This is a genomic window from Pseudoalteromonas sp. JB197 (assembly GCF_002332205.1).
Classification (GTDB): domain Bacteria; phylum Pseudomonadota; class Gammaproteobacteria; order Enterobacterales; family Alteromonadaceae; genus Pseudoalteromonas; species Pseudoalteromonas nigrifaciens.
This window is the reverse complement of record NZ_NRGZ01000001.1, coordinates 2,008,395-2,024,190: the sequence shown is the minus strand read 5'-3', so window position 1 is coordinate 2,024,190 and position 15,796 is coordinate 2,008,395. Positions and strand designations below refer to the sequence as shown.

Genomic DNA, 15,796 nt, shown 5'->3' with positions numbered 1-15,796 from the left:
GGAAAGTCAGGAATTTAACTTTAACAAATCTCTGTTATTTATGCATGCATCATCTTACCAGCGTTTAGGGTTGGCATAATGAATATCGGTTTTACCCTTTGCTTTAGCAATTGCCTTTTTGGTATTTGGGCTAAGTAATAATCTAATTTGGCTAAAGGTTTCTTTGGCGAGTATGTTGCGTTGCTGAGTTTTATAGCTTTGCTGGGTAACGCGCTTAATTGCCGCCAGAGTGTCGGGCGAGCGGGCTAATAGTATTTCCAACATTTTTTGTGTGGCAGCCTCGGTGTCATCAGTTACTTGAGTGACCAAGCCAAGCTCTTTTGCTTGTAGCGCACTTATTGGATCAGCATGGCTGGCAAGCCATAGTGCTTGGTCGCGTTTTACTAAACCGCTCATTACAACATTAGCCCCCATATCTGGGCATAACCCCCAACGCGCTTCCATAATGGCAAATTGGGCATCGTGGTGCACTATTCTATAGTCAGCGCCGAGTGCTATTTGCAATCCACCGCCAAGGCAGTTGCCATTAATTTGTGCAATAACCGGCACGCTAAGCGATTGCCAACCCAATACTACCCGCTGGGCTAAATTTTTATTGCCAGGTAACCATTTAAATAATAATTTAATAATATTAAGCGGCGACGCCATAACTGCGGCTATATCTAACCCCGCGCAAAAGTGATCGCCATCGCCTTTTAAAACTACGGCGCGGATGCTGCGATCTTTTTTAAGCTTTGTTATTATTTTATTAAGCTCAACAAACATAGCAAAGCTTAAAGCATTTTGTTTTTGAGCTCTGCTTAGTGTGACAATTGCAATGCCTTGTTGTTTTTCTAACTTTATCATTTTGCACTCCTCTGACCTGTTGCCTGAGCTTATGATGTTATTTAAGTTAAGTAAAGTGAGCGTGGTTGATTAGGGTCTGTTTATCTTTCAAGGTTAAATTTGCAGCAGTGTGTTTGGTATTTAGGCAAGGCAGAGCCTATGTGGTGTGGTTATTCCCCATAAATAGGCGATAACGTAGCATCAATGCCAAACATGCGCTGCCCGAAGGGTTCTGCCTAGGGGCGATTGACTCTTTGTTGCCTACATGGATGTAGGTAAGGGGCGTGAGCAGGACGCGGAAGCTTTGCTCGGTTTTTACTTAGCCCACTAGGTTACAAACCTCGCGCCGTGATTAAATCGCCCCTAGTTTGAACAAATTTAATCCGCAAAGGTCAACAGACCCTAAAATAAAATGAATTTATTACTCAGCGGCAGGTCTCAATTGATTGATTTTACTTATAACAATTAAGAGACTGAAGAAAGTCAGTTTTTTCAGCGTTTTTTTCTCAAAACAACGATAACTTTTGGTATTATGATCATACTTTAAAAGCTCAAAGGTTAACTACTCATGTCAGGCCCGCGTTTATACACAGAAGAAGAAGCAACTCATCAAGCGTACGATATTTTTTTAGAGTTGGCACCAAGCAACCTGAATGAGCAAGACGTTGAAACTTTTAATCAATACAGAGAAGAACTTGGTTTTATTGAAGAGGGCGAGCCCGATGAGCAATGGCAGGATTTTGTTGCTCTAGAAGTTGAAGCTGATCATTTTTTGCAGGTGTTAGTAGGCTTAGAATTTGAAAATGACGATGTATTATTCGCTAAAATTTTAATTAGCCGTGATAAAGACGCGCCTTTTTGTCACATTTTATGGAAAGAGACTGAGTAACTCAGTTTTAGTTAAAGTTGTTTTATGATCACCTACAAGAGAGAGTGTTTTGCGTAAGTTTTTATTCTTAATTTTTTTAATGGTTTGCCGCCCAAGTTGGGCTGTCGATCCTTTTGAAGATTTTCATGAATACGGACAACTCTCGGATGAAGAAATTCATGATTTACATAAAGGCGAAATGCTTTACGGCGACACCGAATTTGGTTTTATATTAAGTAAAGGCAATACTAATTCGACCAGTTTTAAACTCAAAGGTAACCTTTATCAAGATTTTGAAAGCTGGCGTAATCAATTTAAAATAGATTCCTTATACAAACGCGATCATAACGATGACACCGGAAAGTCTGATGTGACCGCTAACCGGGTGTTTATATCAGCGCAAGGTAACTACAAAGTAGGCGTTAAGAATTCCTCATTTTTTATTTATGGCGATTACGAAGAAGATAAATTTAGCGGTCTAGCGTTTAAAAGTACTGTAGCAACAGGTTATGGTGCGCGCGTTTACCAAGGCGTTAAAAATAAAGTTGATATTGATATAGGACCTGGTTTGTATCGCTCTGTGGCTGAGGAGCAGTCTGATGTTAGCGAAGATGATAAAAACAAAGTAGGTTATTTAGTGCGTTTTGCTATGCAATGGGAGCGGTTGGTTTCTGAGCGAACGCGCTTTAACCAAGATGTAAGTATAGAGCAGTCTTTGTCGGGGCTTAATTCACGATTAAAGTCAGAAACAGCCTTGATCAGCCAAGTAATTGGTGGGGTATCACTTAAGTTTGCTTATATGTATCGTTATAATTCCAAACCTGAAGAAAATAAGCTCAAGTTTGACTCAGAGCTCAGCGCAACATTAGTTTATAGCTTTTAAGTTGTTTTATTTTTAATCGTATCGTTATTTAATTTTGAGAGTGTTATGTATCAGCATAAGCAGTATGCGCTATTTATATTTTTTGTATTAGCCTGGATTGGTGGCTTTGTAGCCCTTGCCTGGAATTTAATTGGGGCTGATGGCCCACTTATGGTGTTTGCCGGTATTTTAGTGCTGGTGGGTTTTTTGTTTCATGGCTTAACCGTAAAAGTAAATGACACTCATATTAGTTGGGCATTTGGTCCAGGTGTTGCTGGGCAAAGTATTGCACTTGCAGATATTGCAGAAGCTAAAGCGGTGCAAAACTCGTATCGTCATGGTATTGGTATTCGTATTACCCACGATGGCTGGATATATACAGTGTCTGGTTTTAGTGCTATTCAACTTACCCTTAAAGATGGCACTTTATACAGAGTGGGTACTAATGATCAGCAAGGCTTACTCACAGCGCTTGAAGGTAAAATAGCACCTGCAGAAACACTTAAAGCAGCTACCGATGATGCTAAACCTGCTGCGGTTTAAATGTAATTAAATTGAGTTTAGTAACAAAAAAAGCGCCTTAGGCGCTTTTTTATTTGCTTAGGCATTTTAGTGGTCGTGACCACAACCGCCTTCACCATGTACATGACCATGGCTTAGTTCTTCTTCGGTTGCATCGCGTACTTCTAAAATTTCTACATTAAAGTTAAGCGTAATACCAGCCAGTGGGTTATTACCATCTACAATAACTTCTTCGTCTTGAATGTCGATGATCATGACTGATTGATCGCCATCATCGGTTGATGCACGAAACTGCATACCCACTTCAATTTCCATGCCTTCAAACATTTCTTTAGGCACAGCTTGCATTAAGTTGTCACTACGTTCGCCGTAACCTTCATCAGGTTCAACTTTTACGCTTAACGTGTCGCCAGCTTGTTTGCCTTGCAGAGCATTTTCTAGGCCTGAAATTAGATAGCCGGTGCCAATAATAAAAATTAGTGGTTCGCCATCGAACGAGTTATCAATGGTATTGCCGTCATTATCTAATACCGAATAATGCATTTTTACCACTTTGTTTGCTGCAACGATCATAGTCAGTCCTATTTATTCATCTTCAAGAGAGTAGGGTAGAGGAAGAATGTTTAGCTCTACCGAAGGAGTGTGTTTTGCACGAAGTACCTGAGTAACATCAGTATCGTTTGGCAACACTACAAGGCCAGTAAGTGTTTTACTTTGTTCATTAAAGCTCTGGCTGATAAGTTTACCAGCGCGGCGCCAGTTTTCGCCTAGTTGTCTTTCTAGATCCAACTCAGTAAGTAACCCATCGCTTTGCCCTGAAACGATATACATAGCACGCTTATTTTTACCTAAGTATTTCATTCGCGCTACGGTTTCTTGCCCTGCGTAACAGCCTTTTTTAAAGCTAATGCCACCTATTGCTTGCAAGTTAACCATTTGCGGCACGTATTCACCAATCGCTTGCTCATTAAGCTGTGGCTCGCCGGCTAAAATAGCAGCTTGTTGCCATAGCATATCGTTTTCAAGCGTTACTACGTTATCAGGCAAGTTAAATTGCTCATCTACCATTAGTAAAAGTCGATTGCCGGTAAGCTTAAGAGCTTTACCATGGCTAAAATCGCATGCAGTGTCTTGCGCCGCAAATTCGATATTAAGTTGTGTGAGTAACTCAGTAAAGTCGTCGCTAATTAAGCCAATTAATCGCTGTGGTGCTACGTTAATGTCTACTTTAGCAAATACCGCATACTTTTTTAACTCGGCTAAAGAGCACTCCACTTCAGCCTTAGAGCCAATTAAATAGTAATGATCTTGATGAGAAAATAATTTAAACACGCCCCATAACTTACCTTTGGCGCTACAGTGCCCGGCCCAAAGATAATTGTTGTTAGTTAGCTTGTTGATATCCTGAGTGATTTGTCCGTGAAGATAAGATAATTTATCTGCGCCAGAGAGGCTAATAAGCTGATGAGATAAAGCACACGCATGAACAATCGACATAAACACCTTCTTTGACTATTTAATGAGGTAACATAATAACGTAGATACAACCTTGGGTACAGCAGCTAACTCAGTGCGGGTTTTATTATTTTAATAAGCGATTAAGAGCTGCTAAATTAATTGGTATTTGTTAAACTCAAGTCAATTAAATATGAGGTTTAAAATGACTGAAATTCATAGTAAAGCACGTATCCGTTGGGCTTGTCGCCGTGGCATGCTAGAGCTAGATGTATTGTTTATGCCCTTTGTAGAAGATGCTTTTGATTCACTTAGCGTTGAACAGCAAGCTATTTTTCAGCGTTTACTTACCGAAGAAGATCCTGACTTATTTGCTTGGTTTATGGGCCACAAAGAATGTAAAGATGAGCAGCTCAACAGCATGGTACAACTTATTTTAGACCGAGTTCGTGTATAGGTTTACAGTTACAGCAAACAAAACAGACCATAAACCTATTGTGGTCTTTTTTTGTGTTTTAATATTATTGCTGTGCTTATTTTTAAGTTCACTTGAGGCAATCATTTTTTGCATAGTTGTTAACTTTGTAGCGGCCATACTTGTATGGCTAAAAATGCAGGCAGTACAGCCACTTGAAGGCGTTATTATTTTAGCCCCAAAGCAGTTTAGGTTTGAAAATAGCACACGGTTAATTCAAGGCGAAATAAGTGCTAAAAGCCGCTTAATTGGCAATAGTGTTTGGCTTTATATTAAGGGTTTTAATAACAACTATTGGCTGATTATTACAGCCAATAGTGTTGATGTACAAAGCTATGCGCGCCTAAAACGCGCTACACTTAATGCAATTAACGCTGTGGAGTTAAAATAGTAGGTGTTGGATTAGCGTTTTGCTCTGGGTAATCAATAGTGTAGTGCAGGCCACGGCTTTCTTTGCGCTCAAGTGCACTGCGAATAATTAGTTCGGCAACTTGTACCAAATTACGCAGCTCTAACAAGTTATTACTAACTCTAAAGTTAGCGTAATAGTCATGTATTTCCTGCTGTAACAACTCAACTCTATGTAGTGCACGCTCTAAGCGTTTAGTTGAGCGCACAATACCCACGTAGTCCCACATAAACAACCTTAGTTCATGCCAGTTGTGAGTAATCACTATTTCTTCATCTGAATTAGCTACGCGGCTTTCATCCCAGTGCGGCAGATTAATGGGCTCTGGTGCATGTTCAATTTTGCTTAAAATGTCTTTTGCAGCCGCATGGGCAAACACAATACACTCTAGTAATGAGTTACTCGCCATACGATTAGCACCATGTAAGCCGGTATAAGCAACTTCACCTACTGCATATAAGTTATCTAAATCGGTTTTACCATTAAAGTCAGTCATTACTCCACCACAGGTATAATGCGCTGCAGGTACAACAGGAATAGGATCTTTGGTAATATCGAGCCCGACACTTAGACACTTTGCATATATAGTGGGGAAGTGCTCAATAATAAAATCTTTATCTTTGTGACTAATGTCTAAAAATACGCAATTGGCACCCAAACGTTTCATTTCAAAGTCGATAGCGCGAGCAACAATATCGCGAGGAGCAAGCTCTTCACGCTCATCAAACTCGTGCATAAATCGGCTGCCGTCGGGGCGTCTTAAATAAGCGCCTTCACCACGCATTGCTTCGGTAATTAAAAAGTTTTGTAATTCAGGGTGGTACAAACTGGTTGGATGAAACTGGTTAAATTCCATGTTCGCCACTCTACAACCCGCACGCCATGCCATAGCAATACCATCACCACTGGAAACATCAGGGTTTGAAGTATACAAATACACTTTACTAGCACCACCTGTCGCTAAAGCAACAAATTTAGCCGCAATTGTTTCTACTTTTTTGGCGTTTTTATTCCATACATACATGCCATTTATATGCGAGCTGGCTTTATTGCCGCTTTTATCTGTAATTAAATCAATGGCGTTGTAATGCTCTAACAGGGTGATGTTTTTGTGGGCTTGAACTTGGCTGATTAATGTAGTTTGTACGGCTTTACCAGTAGCGTCGGCGGCGTGTAAAATGCGTCGATGGCTGTGGCCGCCTTCACGCGTTAAATGAAAACGCTCTTTACCATGGCTATCCAGCTCTATATCAAACGGTACGCCTTGATTAATTAACCATTGCAAACAATCGTGGGCATTACTAGCGGTATAGTGCACTGCTTCTTTGTCGCATAAGCCACCGCCCGCATCGAGCGTGTCTTGTACATGTGATTCTATACTGTCATGTTTCTTATCAAATACCGCGGCTATACCACCTTGGGCATAGAGTGTGGAGCCTTCAGTGAGTGCTCCCTTACTGATTACGGTAACGTTACAATAGTTAGCTAAAGATAAGGCAAGTGATAAGCCCGCTGCGCCGCTACCTATAATAGCGACATCTGCAATGTGATGTTTATTTTGGTTCATGTCAGAGGTACTTTGCGGTTACAATGCCCATATAGAGCAATGTTTGTTTTCAATAGTGGTAGTTGTATCATATTTGCCATCATACCAAGTAGTAATTTTGGCTCTAACTACGGTTATTTACGACTATTTAATAAAAAAACAATATAAAGCAGAACTTTTTATTCATGTAAGAGTCAGAGTATCTGTGAACAATGGCGACACTATGAATGATAAGCAAAAATTAGACACAGGAGTACCGGCTCGAATGAGCGAGCAGGATCAAGATTTAGCGCTAGTTAAAAGGGTTCAGCAAGGAGATAAAAACGCCTTCAACCTATTAGTAAAGAAGTATCAAAACAAAATTGCCGGTTTGATCTCACGTTATGTGTCAAATCAGGGTGATATTGCAGATGTAGCACAAGAAGCGTTCATAAAAGCTTATCGTGCGCTTCCTAACTTTAGGGGCGATAGTGCCTTTTATACTTGGTTGTACCGTATTGCAGTAAATTGTGCTAAAAATTATTTAGTAGCTCAGGGGCGTAAACCGCCAGCAAGTGATATAGACGCACAAGATGCCGAGTTTTATGACTGCGCGGACTCAATGCGTTCTAACGCATCTCCTGAAAATTTACTGCTGAGCGAAGAAGTACGCGCTGTTATTTTTAATACGATTGATAGTTTGCCTGAAGATCTTAAAACCGCAATCACCCTCAGAGAAATTGAAGGGATGAGCTATGAAGAAATAGCTGTGGTAATGGATTGCCCAGTCGGGACGGTACGTTCGCGTATATTTCGTGCCCGTGAAGCAATTGATAACAAATTAAACCCATTAATAGGCGAGTCTTAGTATGATAAAAGCACACGTTAACAGGTTAGATGACGAATCGTTATCTGCATTACTTGACGGCGAGCAACAACTAGCAGATGCAAAAATTGCAGAGCAAGACGTTGCTACCTTTGGCCGTTATGCGTTAATTGGTGATGCAATGCGAGCTCAAAAAGATCACAGCGATATTCATATTGATATTAGCAAGCGTGTTGCGTTAGCACTCGAAAGCGAACCAGTATATGCAGATTTCAGTCAGTCTAAAGCGCAATCTGCGCCGCAAAGTGATACTATAAACGACAATAAAGTTGTGGCATTTAATTGGCGCAAGCCAGTGGCACAACTTGCGATTGCAGCAAGTGTTGCTATGTTTGCTATTGTAGGCGTAAATATGTTGCCACAGGGCGATGGCGCGCAACAAAGCGAAATTCCATTGCTGCAAACAACACCTTTTACAGGTACTGCATCACCAGTGAGTTATTCATCGGAGCCCGCGCTTAAAAACGCAGAAAATGGTTTGCGTGAATTGCAGCAGCAACGTATTGGCGCACTTGTTTTAGAGCATCAACGCCAAGCTCGTGTTGCACATTCATTAGAGGCTGCGCAAACGGATGCAAAAAAACCAGAGGAAAACAACTAATTAAATGAAAGTAATTACTTTTATTCTGTCGCTGGCAATCAGCTTTAATATCTTTGCCAGCGACACCAATCCTGCCAAAGATTTACTGCTTAAAATGGCTAATGCCGTTCATACCCGTAACTTTGACGCCTCGTTTGTGGTTGTTAAAGGCAAAACCATGGAACCCTACCGTTGGTTACATGCAAAACAAGATGACATTGAGATAGAACACTTAAGTTTACTCAATGGCGCGGGCCTAGAAATGGTACGCGTTGACAACCAAGTTACTTATTTTGAGCCGCAATCAGAGCCTTATTCACTTACAACTGATTCAATTGCAGGGCCAATTCCTGAAGTACTGTTTAAAAACGTTGAGCGTTTAAGTGGCCATTATGACTTTGTACTTGGTGGAAAAGGGCGTATATCAGGACGAGCAGCTCAGTTAGTACGTATAGAATCTAAAGATGAAGACAAATATAACTACTGGATTTGGCTTGATATGGAATCCTCTTTATTACTAAAAGCGGCCTATGTTAATCATCAAGGCGAAGCTTTAGAGCAACTGCAACTTACCCACATAAGTGTTACAGAGCAGCCTGCTAGTATGTTGCTGGAAATACTTAATCGCAACTTTCCAACCCCGTTACCAAATAACTCACTCGAAACATTGGACAGTAATACGGCAAAAACGTGGAAAATAGACTGGTTGCCAGCAGGCTTTGAATTATTAAAATCAGACCGCCATAAATTAGATTTAAATAATGAATTAACCGACTACTATTTATTTTCAGATGGCTTTGTAGAAGTGTCGGTATTTATACAAAGACCTTTGCCGGGTAAGCGCTTAAGTGGCTCACTCACCTCTGGGGCAACCACAGTTTATGTGCACAACGGCGGTAATTTTGATGTTTCGGTGGTGGGTAATATTCCTAGTTTAACGGCCAAAAAAATTGCAGAGTCGGTGACCCGCGCATTATAATCGATTTATAAAGAGTTGTTATGATAGAACAAACCTTAAAAGTTGTGGCCCTTAGTGGCCACATTGCACATTTAGAGGCACAACAAAAACAAGCATGCGAAGGCTGTAATGGTCGTTGTGGATCGCAGGTGTTTAGTAAGTTATTTGGCAGTGCTAAAAAAACCTTTCCCTATAAATTTGACACGCCCGTAGTGGTGGGACAAAAAATCACCTTATCGCTTGATGACAGCCACGTTGTTAAACACGCCTTTACTGTATATATGTTGCCGCTATTTTTAAGCCTAGGCTTTGCGCTAGTTGCCGCTGAATTACTGTTAGTTACCGAAGGATGGCAAATTTTAGCTGCTGCTTTGGGTGGCGGTATTGGCTTTTTAATGGCTAAAATGTGGGTTAAATCATTCAGGCATGATATCAAAGTGATAAAAATTCATCCAATTAGCCTTCCTTTAACTCAAATAGATGGTGATTGATGCCAATTAAATGTAAAATTGCCCGCTTACGCCACAACAACTTGAAAATATAAAAACAAATATTTTCAAGTTGTTTAGGTATATCTACTTAGTCCATTAAAATAGAGTTTAGAATCCATTTTATGAAGCATATCCGTAATTTTTCGATCATCGCCCACATTGACCATGGTAAATCGACCCTTTCAGATCGTTTGATCCAAGTTTGTGGTGGTTTAACCGACCGTGAAATGCAAAAACAGGTTTTGGATTCAATGGATATTGAGCGCGAACGTGGTATTACCATTAAAGCGCAAAGTGTAACCTTGAATTATAAAGCCAATGACGGCGAGATCTACCAACTTAACTTTATCGACACCCCAGGGCATGTTGATTTTACTTATGAAGTATCACGCTCATTAGCAGCATGTGAAGGTGCGTTACTCGTTGTAGATGCTGGTCAAGGTGTTGAAGCACAAACACTGGCAAATTGTTACACTGCCATTGAAATGAACTTAGAAGTTATTCCTGTACTTAATAAAATAGATTTACCACAAGCCGATCCGCTTCGTGTGGCTGAAGAAATTGAAGATATTATTGGTATTGACGCCCTAGATGCTGTGCAATGTAGCGCTAAAACTGGCGTTGGTATTGCCGAAGTACTTGAAATGATAGTTAAAGATATACCGCCACCGGTTGGCGATAAAGATGCTCCTCTTCAAGCACTTATAATTGACTCATGGTTTGACCCATACCAAGGTGTTGTATCATTAGTGCGCATTAAGCACGGTGAACTGCGCGCGGGCGACAAAATTAAAATCATGTCGAACGATCACGTACACACAGCCGATCAGGTAGGTGTATTTACACCAAAGCAAACTAACACAGGTATTTTAAGAACCGGTGAAGTAGGCTTTGTAATTGCTGGTATTAAAGAAATACATGGTGCACCTGTTGGCGATACTATCACTCATCAAAAAAATGCGGCACCATTGCGTTTACCTGGTTTTCAAAAAATAAAACCACAAGTGTATGCAGGTATGTTCCCAATTGCTTCTGATGAATATGAATCGTTTCGTGATGCGCTTAATAAATTAAGCTTAAACGATGCGTCGTTATTTTTCGAACCAGAGAACTCAACAGCACTTGGTTTTGGTTTTCGTTGTGGCTTTTTAGGCATGCTACACATGGAAATTATTCAAGAGCGTTTAGAACGTGAATACGATATTGATTTAATTACCACCGCACCAACCGTAATTTATGAAGTAGTGACTAAAAAAGACGGGACTTTCCAAATTGATAACCCATCTGATTTGCCTGCGGTAAACGATATTTTAGAAATTCGTGAACCGATTGTTGAAGCCAATATTTTAGTGCCGCAAGAATACTTAGGCAGTGTTATTACTTTGTGTGTTGATAAGCGTGGCATGCAAACTAAAATGTCATATCACGGTAAGCAAGTTGCGGTAACTTACGAACTGCCTATGGCAGAAGTAGTTATGGACTTTTTTGATAAATTAAAATCTACAAGCCGCGGTTTTGCTTCACTTGATTACAACTTTAAGCATTTCCAAACATCAGATATGGTACGTGTTGATATTTTAATCAACTCAGAGCGCGTCGACGCGCTGGCGATCATTGCTCACCGCGACAGCGCACAATCACGCGGTCGTCAATTAGCTGATGCGCTAAAAGAGCTAATTCCACGTCAAATGTTTGATATTGCGATTCAGGCAGCTATTGGCGGACATGTTATTGCCCGTACTACGATAAAACAGATGCGTAAAAACGTAATTGCTAAGTGTTACGGCGGTGATGTGAGTCGTAAGAAAAAGCTACTTAAAAAGCAAAAAGATGGTAAGAAACGCATGAAGCAAGTAGGTAACGTTGAAGTGCCTCAAGAAGCGTTTTTAGCTATTTTAAAAGTTGGTAAATAAAAACAAAGGATTATAAATGGCTGGCTATTTTTCAGTTTTATTGGTGCTATTAACCTTAGGCTCAGGTCTAATATGGTTAATAGACCACTTAATGTTTGCGCCGAAACGAAATGCGCATTTGGCTATGGCAGAGGCTTCTGCTGGTGGTAAATTAGATGAAGAAACTGCCGCATTAATTGCACCAGAGCCTATGCTTACAGAAACAGCAAAGTCGATTTTTCCGATGATTGCTGCTATCACTATATTTAGATCGTTTATGTTTGAACCGTTTCAAATACCTTCAGGTTCAATGATGCCTACTTTATTAGTAGGAGATTTTATTTTAGTGCAAAAGTATTCGTACGGGATTAAAGACCCTGTATGGCGCAGCCAATTAGTTGATGTAGGTGAGCCTGAGCGTGGTGATATTATTGTTTTTAAATACCCGCTAGACGAAAAGGTCGATTTTATTAAACGCACAATAGGCTTGCCTGGCGATAAAATAGTTTATCGTGATAAGCGTTTATATATTCAACCAAATTGTAAAGCTGGTGAAACCCAGCAGGGTGAGCTGCTTTGTAATGAATTTAATAAAATTGATTTTAAATTAATTAATGACGACGAATTTAAGCAAGGCTCAATGGCATTAGCGCGTTTAAATGAAAACTTAACTACGTTAAGCCATGATATTTTAATTAACCCTCAGGCGCCTGAACGTAAAGGGCGTTATTATCAGCAACCAGGTACACCTACCGATGAATGGGTTGTTCCTGCTGATCATTATTTTATGATGGGTGATAATCGCGATAACAGCCAAGATAGTCGCTTTTGGGGTTTTGTGCCAAAAGAAAACTTGGTGGGTAAAGCTGTCTTTATATGGATGAGTTTTGAATTTGATAATGGCCCAGATGACATTTTACCAGGATGGGTTCCAACTGGTGTTCGTTTTGAACGCCTAGGTAATATTCAATAGCAATGAAAAAAAATGTAACAGAACTATACAAAACAATAGACTACATATTTGCAGATCAAGGCTTGCTTGAGCAAGCAATGACGCATCGTAGTCATAAAGGTCAGCATAACGAGCGACTAGAATTTTTAGGCGATTCAATTTTAAGCTTTGTGATTGCAAATGCGCTGTATGCTAAATTTCCTAAAGCGCGTGAAGGCGATTTAAGCCGTATGCGCTCTACCTTAGTGCGTGGTCAAACATTGGCTGAATTTGGCTTAGAGTTTGGCTTAGGGGATTATTTACGCTTAGGTCCAGGCGAGCTAAAAAGTGGCGGCTTTCGTCGCGAGTCAACACTTGCCGATGCCGTAGAGGCGATTATTGGCGCTGTGTTTTTAGATTCGGATATTGAACGCTGTGGCGAATTAATTTTATCTTGGTACGAAGAGCGTTTAAATGCTATTTCACCAGGGCTTAATCAAAAAGATCCTAAGACCCTGCTGCAAGAGCATTTGCAAGCTCGTAAACTATCGTTACCGGGCTATACAGTTGTTGATACAAAAGGCCAGGCACACAATCAAACATTCACGGTTGAATGTATTGTTGATGGCATGGATAGCATTATTTCTGTTGGTAGCTCGCGTCGTAAAGCCGAACAAAAAGCTGCTGAAAAAGCATTGAAGATACTTAAAAATGAACCTTGATACCTTAATACAACCACACGATGGCGATATAGATACGTTTTGCGGCATGATCGCAATAGTAGGGCGCCCTAACGTAGGTAAATCTACTTTACTTAATAAAATTATTGAGCAAAAGGTTAGTATTACCTCACGTAAGCCACAAACCACACGCCACCGTATTATGGGTATTCATACCGAAGGTAAGCATCAAGCTGTTTACGTTGATACACCTGGCCTACACGTTGAAGAAAAACGTGCTATTAACCGCTTAATGAACCGCGCAGCATCAAGTTCAATTGGTGATGTAGAGCTTATTATATTTGTAGTTGAAGGCACCCACTGGAATGCCGATGACGACATGGTACTTAATAAAGTATCGCAAAGTGGTAAGCCGGTATTATTGGTGATCAATAAAATAGATTTAGTAAAAGATCGCGACCTAGTACTGCCTCATATGAAGTGGTTAGGCGACAAGTTTGACTTTATTGGTATTATGCCAGTGTCGGCTGAGCAAGGTAAAAATATCGACTTGATCAAAGCTGAAGTAACTAAACGCCTTCAGCCAAGTGAATTTTATTTTCCAGAAGACTACGTAACCGACCGTTCAATGCGCTTTATGGCAGCAGAAACCATTCGTGAAAAGCTAATGCGTTTTATGGGCGAGGAGCTACCGTATTCTGTTACTGTTGAAATAGAGCAGTTTAAATGGCAAGAAAACGGTATTTGGCATATCAATGGTTTAATACTCGTTGAGCGCGAAACACAAAAGCGTATGGTGATTGGTAATAAAGGCGAAAAGCTAAAAACCATTGGTCGCGAAGCACGTAAAGATCTTGAAGAAATGCTCGATAATAAAGTGTTTTTAGAGCTTTGGGTTAAAGTTAAATCGGGTTGGGCTGATGACGAGCGCGCATTAAGAAGCCTAGGTTATGGTGAAGACTAATAATCTGCTAGCAGTTTAAATTATGGATAGCGACTTCTACAGAGCGTATTTATTACATCGGCGTCCTTATAGTGACTCCCAAGTAATGCTTGATATGCTAGTAGAAGGCGTTGGCCAACTTAGAATGCTAGCCCGTATTAGTGGCCGCCAGGCCACTAAACATAAAGCGCAATTACAACCTTTCCAAGCCTTGTTGGTACATTACAACGGCAAGTACGATTTAAAATACATCAACAAATTTGAACTGCACGGAACGCCACTTTTTTTAAAAGGTGATGAGCTTTATTGCGGCTTTTATTTAAATGAATTAACTAATCGAATTGTGCCAATTAATGAACCGATTGATCAGGTTTTTCAGCTTTATAATACGCACTTAAAAAACCTTAATAGCGGTGCTAATTTACAAGCAGTACTGCGTTCTTACGAATTTCAACTATTAGAACTATTAGGTTATGGCGTCGATTTTAGTTTTGACGCCAGCGGTGAACCCATAGATGAAAAGCGAACGTATAGCTATTTTGCAGAAGTTGGCTTTTTAGTACAAGACGATCCGCGCTCTGGATTTAGCGGTTTGCAACTTAATGCCATAGCTAATCATGACTTTAGCCAAGCAGATGTGTTATATATGGCAAAGCAATTAAGCCGCTACTTATTAAAGCCACTACTTGGTAATAAACCATTAAAAAGTCGTGAGTTATTTGCGGCCTCTCAATAAACGTAATTTTACAGGTAAAATAATGAAAGATATTCTTTTGGGTGTAAACGTTGATCATATTGCAACACTTCGCCAAGCACGTGGCACTAGCTACCCTGATCCAGCACATGCAGCAAGTGTAGCTGAGCATGCAGGAGCCGACGGTATCACTATTCATTTACGTGAAGATCGCCGTCATATTCAAGACCGTGACGTGTATGTAATGGCTAAAACCATTCAAACACGCATGAACCTTGAAACAGCCGTAACCGATGAAATGATCAATATTGCACTTGAGGTAAAACCTGAGTACGTATGCCTAGTGCCAGAAAAACGCGAAGAGCTAACCACCGAAGGCGGACTTGATGTGGCGGGTAATCTTGAAAAAATTACCGCAGCAACAAAAACCTTGAGCGACGCAGGTATTAAAGTTTCGTTATTTATTGATGCTGATAAAGCGCAGCTAGATGCAGCTAAAGCAACAGGCGCTCCGTATGTTGAAATTCATACCGGTGCTTATGCAGATGCTACAACCGATGAGGCAATAAGCAAAGAGCTTGAACATATTCGCCAAGGCGTTAAATACGCAGCCAGTATTGGCTTAATTGTCAATGCGGGCCATGGTTTGCATTACCATAATGTAAAACCAATTGCCGCAATGGAAGAAATTTATGAGCTTAATATTGGTCACGCCATTATTGCTCGTGCCGCCATTGATGGGCTAGATAAAGCCGTACGCGATATGAAACGCTTAATGCTTGAAGCGCGTGCCTAAAGCC

At 40.5% G+C, this 15,796-nt stretch carries 19 protein-coding genes; 15 read left to right on the top strand and 4 right to left on the bottom strand.

Annotated features, from left to right (window positions below; translation table 11 throughout):
• Positions 1–54: 54 nt before the first annotated feature.
• Positions 55–846 (bottom strand): crotonase/enoyl-CoA hydratase family protein, encoded by a 792-nt coding sequence (locus CIK86_RS09610; protein ID WP_086995026.1) that lies wholly within the window; start codon positions 844–846, stop codon positions 55–57.
• Between the two features lie 547 nt (positions 847–1,393).
• On the opposite strand from CIK86_RS09610, the gene CIK86_RS09605 reads away from it, so the two are divergent.
• The 3 genes from CIK86_RS09605 to CIK86_RS09595 all read left to right on the top strand — a co-directional run bounded on the left by CIK86_RS09605 (position 1,394) and on the right by CIK86_RS09595 (position 3,098).
• Positions 1,394–1,714 carry an HI1450 family dsDNA-mimic protein gene (locus CIK86_RS09605; RefSeq protein ID WP_011327414.1) on the top strand — a complete coding sequence of 107 codons (321 nt, stop codon included), beginning with the start codon at positions 1,394–1,396 and terminating at the stop codon, positions 1,712–1,714.
• Positions 1,715–1,793: 79 nt separating this feature from the next.
• Positions 1,794–2,576, top strand: coding sequence for a DUF481 domain-containing protein (locus CIK86_RS09600; protein WP_086995029.1), 783 nt, complete (start codon positions 1,794–1,796; stop codon positions 2,574–2,576).
• A 45-nt stretch (positions 2,577–2,621) separates the two neighbouring features.
• The gene (locus tag CIK86_RS09595; protein WP_086995032.1) at positions 2,622–3,098 is read left to right on the top strand and encodes a hypothetical protein; all 477 of its coding nucleotides are present in this window, start codon (positions 2,622–2,624) and stop codon (positions 3,096–3,098) included.
• A 66-nt stretch (positions 3,099–3,164) separates the two neighbouring features.
• Here CIK86_RS09595 and CIK86_RS09590 read toward each other — a convergent pair whose 3' ends face one another.
• Together CIK86_RS09590 and ygfZ are read right to left on the bottom strand one after the other, a co-directional pair.
• Entirely contained in the window at positions 3,165–3,650 is a 486-nt protein-coding gene (locus CIK86_RS09590; protein WP_011327417.1) for a peptidylprolyl isomerase, read from the bottom strand.
• Positions 3,651–3,662: 12 nt separating this feature from the next.
• A complete protein-coding gene (ygfZ, locus tag CIK86_RS09585; protein WP_086995035.1) occupies positions 3,663–4,574 on the bottom strand; it encodes a tRNA-modifying protein YgfZ in 912 nt (303 codons plus the stop codon).
• 163 nt (positions 4,575–4,737) lie between these two features.
• On the opposite strand from ygfZ, the gene CIK86_RS09580 reads away from it, so the two are divergent.
• Positions 4,738–4,989 carry a succinate dehydrogenase assembly factor 2 gene (locus tag CIK86_RS09580; RefSeq protein ID WP_011327419.1) on the top strand — a complete coding sequence of 84 codons (252 nt, stop codon included), beginning with the start codon at positions 4,738–4,740 and terminating at the stop codon, positions 4,987–4,989.
• A gap of 154 nt (positions 4,990–5,143) precedes the next feature.
• The gene (locus CIK86_RS09575; protein ID WP_011327420.1) at positions 5,144–5,398 is read left to right on the top strand and encodes a hypothetical protein; all 255 of its coding nucleotides are present in this window, start codon (positions 5,144–5,146) and stop codon (positions 5,396–5,398) included.
• Here the strand turns inward: CIK86_RS09575 and nadB are convergent.
• The gene (gene nadB, locus CIK86_RS09570) at positions 5,376–6,983 is read right to left on the bottom strand and encodes an L-aspartate oxidase (protein ID WP_011327421.1); all 1,608 of its coding nucleotides are present in this window, start codon (positions 6,981–6,983) and stop codon (positions 5,376–5,378) included. The genes CIK86_RS09575 and nadB overlap by 23 nt on opposite strands.
• Before the next feature lie 244 nt (positions 6,984–7,227).
• On the opposite strand from nadB, the gene rpoE reads away from it, so the two are divergent.
• From rpoE to pdxJ, 10 genes are all read left to right on the top strand, one after another.
• Positions 7,228–7,809, top strand: coding sequence for an RNA polymerase sigma factor RpoE (gene rpoE / locus CIK86_RS09565; RefSeq protein WP_011327422.1), 582 nt, complete (start codon positions 7,228–7,230; stop codon positions 7,807–7,809).
• Between the two features lies 1 nt (position 7,810).
• Positions 7,811–8,428, top strand: a complete 618-nt coding sequence (locus CIK86_RS09560; RefSeq protein ID WP_011327423.1) for an anti sigma-E factor RseA C-terminal domain-containing protein — start codon at positions 7,811–7,813, stop codon at positions 8,426–8,428.
• Positions 8,429–8,432: 4 nt separating this feature from the next.
• Positions 8,433–9,386 carry a MucB/RseB C-terminal domain-containing protein gene (locus CIK86_RS09555; protein ID WP_086995040.1) on the top strand — a complete coding sequence of 318 codons (954 nt, stop codon included), beginning with the start codon at positions 8,433–8,435 and terminating at the stop codon, positions 9,384–9,386.
• 20 nt (positions 9,387–9,406) lie between these two features.
• A complete protein-coding gene (locus tag CIK86_RS09550) occupies positions 9,407–9,856 on the top strand; it encodes a SoxR reducing system RseC family protein (RefSeq protein WP_011327425.1) in 450 nt (149 codons plus the stop codon).
• A 122-nt stretch (positions 9,857–9,978) separates the two neighbouring features.
• Entirely contained in the window at positions 9,979–11,769 is a 1,791-nt protein-coding gene (gene lepA, locus CIK86_RS09545; protein ID WP_086995043.1) for a translation elongation factor 4, read from the top strand.
• 16 nt (positions 11,770–11,785) lie between these two features.
• The gene (lepB, locus tag CIK86_RS09540) at positions 11,786–12,721 is read left to right on the top strand and encodes a signal peptidase I (RefSeq protein WP_058372740.1); all 936 of its coding nucleotides are present in this window, start codon (positions 11,786–11,788) and stop codon (positions 12,719–12,721) included.
• A gap of 2 nt (positions 12,722–12,723) precedes the next feature.
• Positions 12,724–13,401, top strand: a complete 678-nt coding sequence (gene rnc, locus CIK86_RS09535) for a ribonuclease III (RefSeq protein WP_041454353.1) — start codon at positions 12,724–12,726, stop codon at positions 13,399–13,401.
• Positions 13,391–14,323 carry a GTPase Era gene (gene era, locus CIK86_RS09530; RefSeq protein ID WP_011327429.1) on the top strand — a complete coding sequence of 311 codons (933 nt, stop codon included), beginning with the start codon at positions 13,391–13,393 and terminating at the stop codon, positions 14,321–14,323. Before rnc ends, era begins: the two co-directional genes overlap by 11 nt.
• A gap of 22 nt (positions 14,324–14,345) precedes the next feature.
• Entirely contained in the window at positions 14,346–15,038 is a 693-nt protein-coding gene (gene recO, locus CIK86_RS09525) for a DNA repair protein RecO (protein ID WP_011327430.1), read from the top strand.
• A gap of 22 nt (positions 15,039–15,060) precedes the next feature.
• The gene (gene pdxJ, locus CIK86_RS09520; protein ID WP_011327431.1) at positions 15,061–15,792 is read left to right on the top strand and encodes a pyridoxine 5'-phosphate synthase; all 732 of its coding nucleotides are present in this window, start codon (positions 15,061–15,063) and stop codon (positions 15,790–15,792) included.
• Positions 15,793–15,796: the final 4 nt, after the last annotated feature.

Excerpts from the sequence above, each read along its gene's own strand:
- nadB (WP_011327421.1), bottom strand. The coding sequence starts at position 6,983 with ATGAACCAAAATAAACATCACATTGCAGATGTCGCTATTATAGGTAGC.
- CIK86_RS09600 (WP_086995029.1), top strand. The coding sequence starts at position 1,794 with ATGGTTTGCCGCCCAAGTTGGGCTGTCGATCCTTTTGAAGATTTTCAT.
- lepA (WP_086995043.1), top strand. The coding sequence starts at position 9,979 with ATGAAGCATATCCGTAATTTTTCGATCATCGCCCACATTGACCATGGT.
- CIK86_RS09575 (WP_011327420.1), top strand. The coding sequence starts at position 5,144 with ATGCAGGCAGTACAGCCACTTGAAGGCGTTATTATTTTAGCCCCAAAG.
- pdxJ (WP_011327431.1), top strand. The coding sequence starts at position 15,061 with ATGAAAGATATTCTTTTGGGTGTAAACGTTGATCATATTGCAACACTT.
- era (WP_011327429.1), top strand. The coding sequence starts at position 13,391 with ATGAACCTTGATACCTTAATACAACCACACGATGGCGATATAGATACG.
- CIK86_RS09590 (WP_011327417.1), bottom strand. The coding sequence starts at position 3,650 with ATGATCGTTGCAGCAAACAAAGTGGTAAAAATGCATTATTCGGTATTA.
- CIK86_RS09580 (WP_011327419.1), top strand. The coding sequence starts at position 4,738 with ATGACTGAAATTCATAGTAAAGCACGTATCCGTTGGGCTTGTCGCCGT.
- rnc (WP_041454353.1), top strand. The coding sequence starts at position 12,724 with ATGAAAAAAAATGTAACAGAACTATACAAAACAATAGACTACATATTT.
- ygfZ (WP_086995035.1), bottom strand. The coding sequence starts at position 4,574 with ATGTCGATTGTTCATGCGTGTGCTTTATCTCATCAGCTTATTAGCCTC.
- CIK86_RS09605 (WP_011327414.1), top strand. The coding sequence starts at position 1,394 with ATGTCAGGCCCGCGTTTATACACAGAAGAAGAAGCAACTCATCAAGCG.
- CIK86_RS09595 (WP_086995032.1), top strand. The coding sequence starts at position 2,622 with ATGTATCAGCATAAGCAGTATGCGCTATTTATATTTTTTGTATTAGCC.
- CIK86_RS09610 (WP_086995026.1), bottom strand. The coding sequence starts at position 846 with ATGATAAAGTTAGAAAAACAACAAGGCATTGCAATTGTCACACTAAGC.
- CIK86_RS09550 (WP_011327425.1), top strand. The coding sequence starts at position 9,407 with ATGATAGAACAAACCTTAAAAGTTGTGGCCCTTAGTGGCCACATTGCA.
- recO (WP_011327430.1), top strand. The coding sequence starts at position 14,346 with ATGGATAGCGACTTCTACAGAGCGTATTTATTACATCGGCGTCCTTAT.
- lepB (WP_058372740.1), top strand. The coding sequence starts at position 11,786 with ATGGCTGGCTATTTTTCAGTTTTATTGGTGCTATTAACCTTAGGCTCA.
- CIK86_RS09560 (WP_011327423.1), top strand. The coding sequence starts at position 7,811 with ATGATAAAAGCACACGTTAACAGGTTAGATGACGAATCGTTATCTGCA.
- rpoE (WP_011327422.1), top strand. The coding sequence starts at position 7,228 with ATGAGCGAGCAGGATCAAGATTTAGCGCTAGTTAAAAGGGTTCAGCAA.
- CIK86_RS09555 (WP_086995040.1), top strand. The coding sequence starts at position 8,433 with ATGAAAGTAATTACTTTTATTCTGTCGCTGGCAATCAGCTTTAATATC.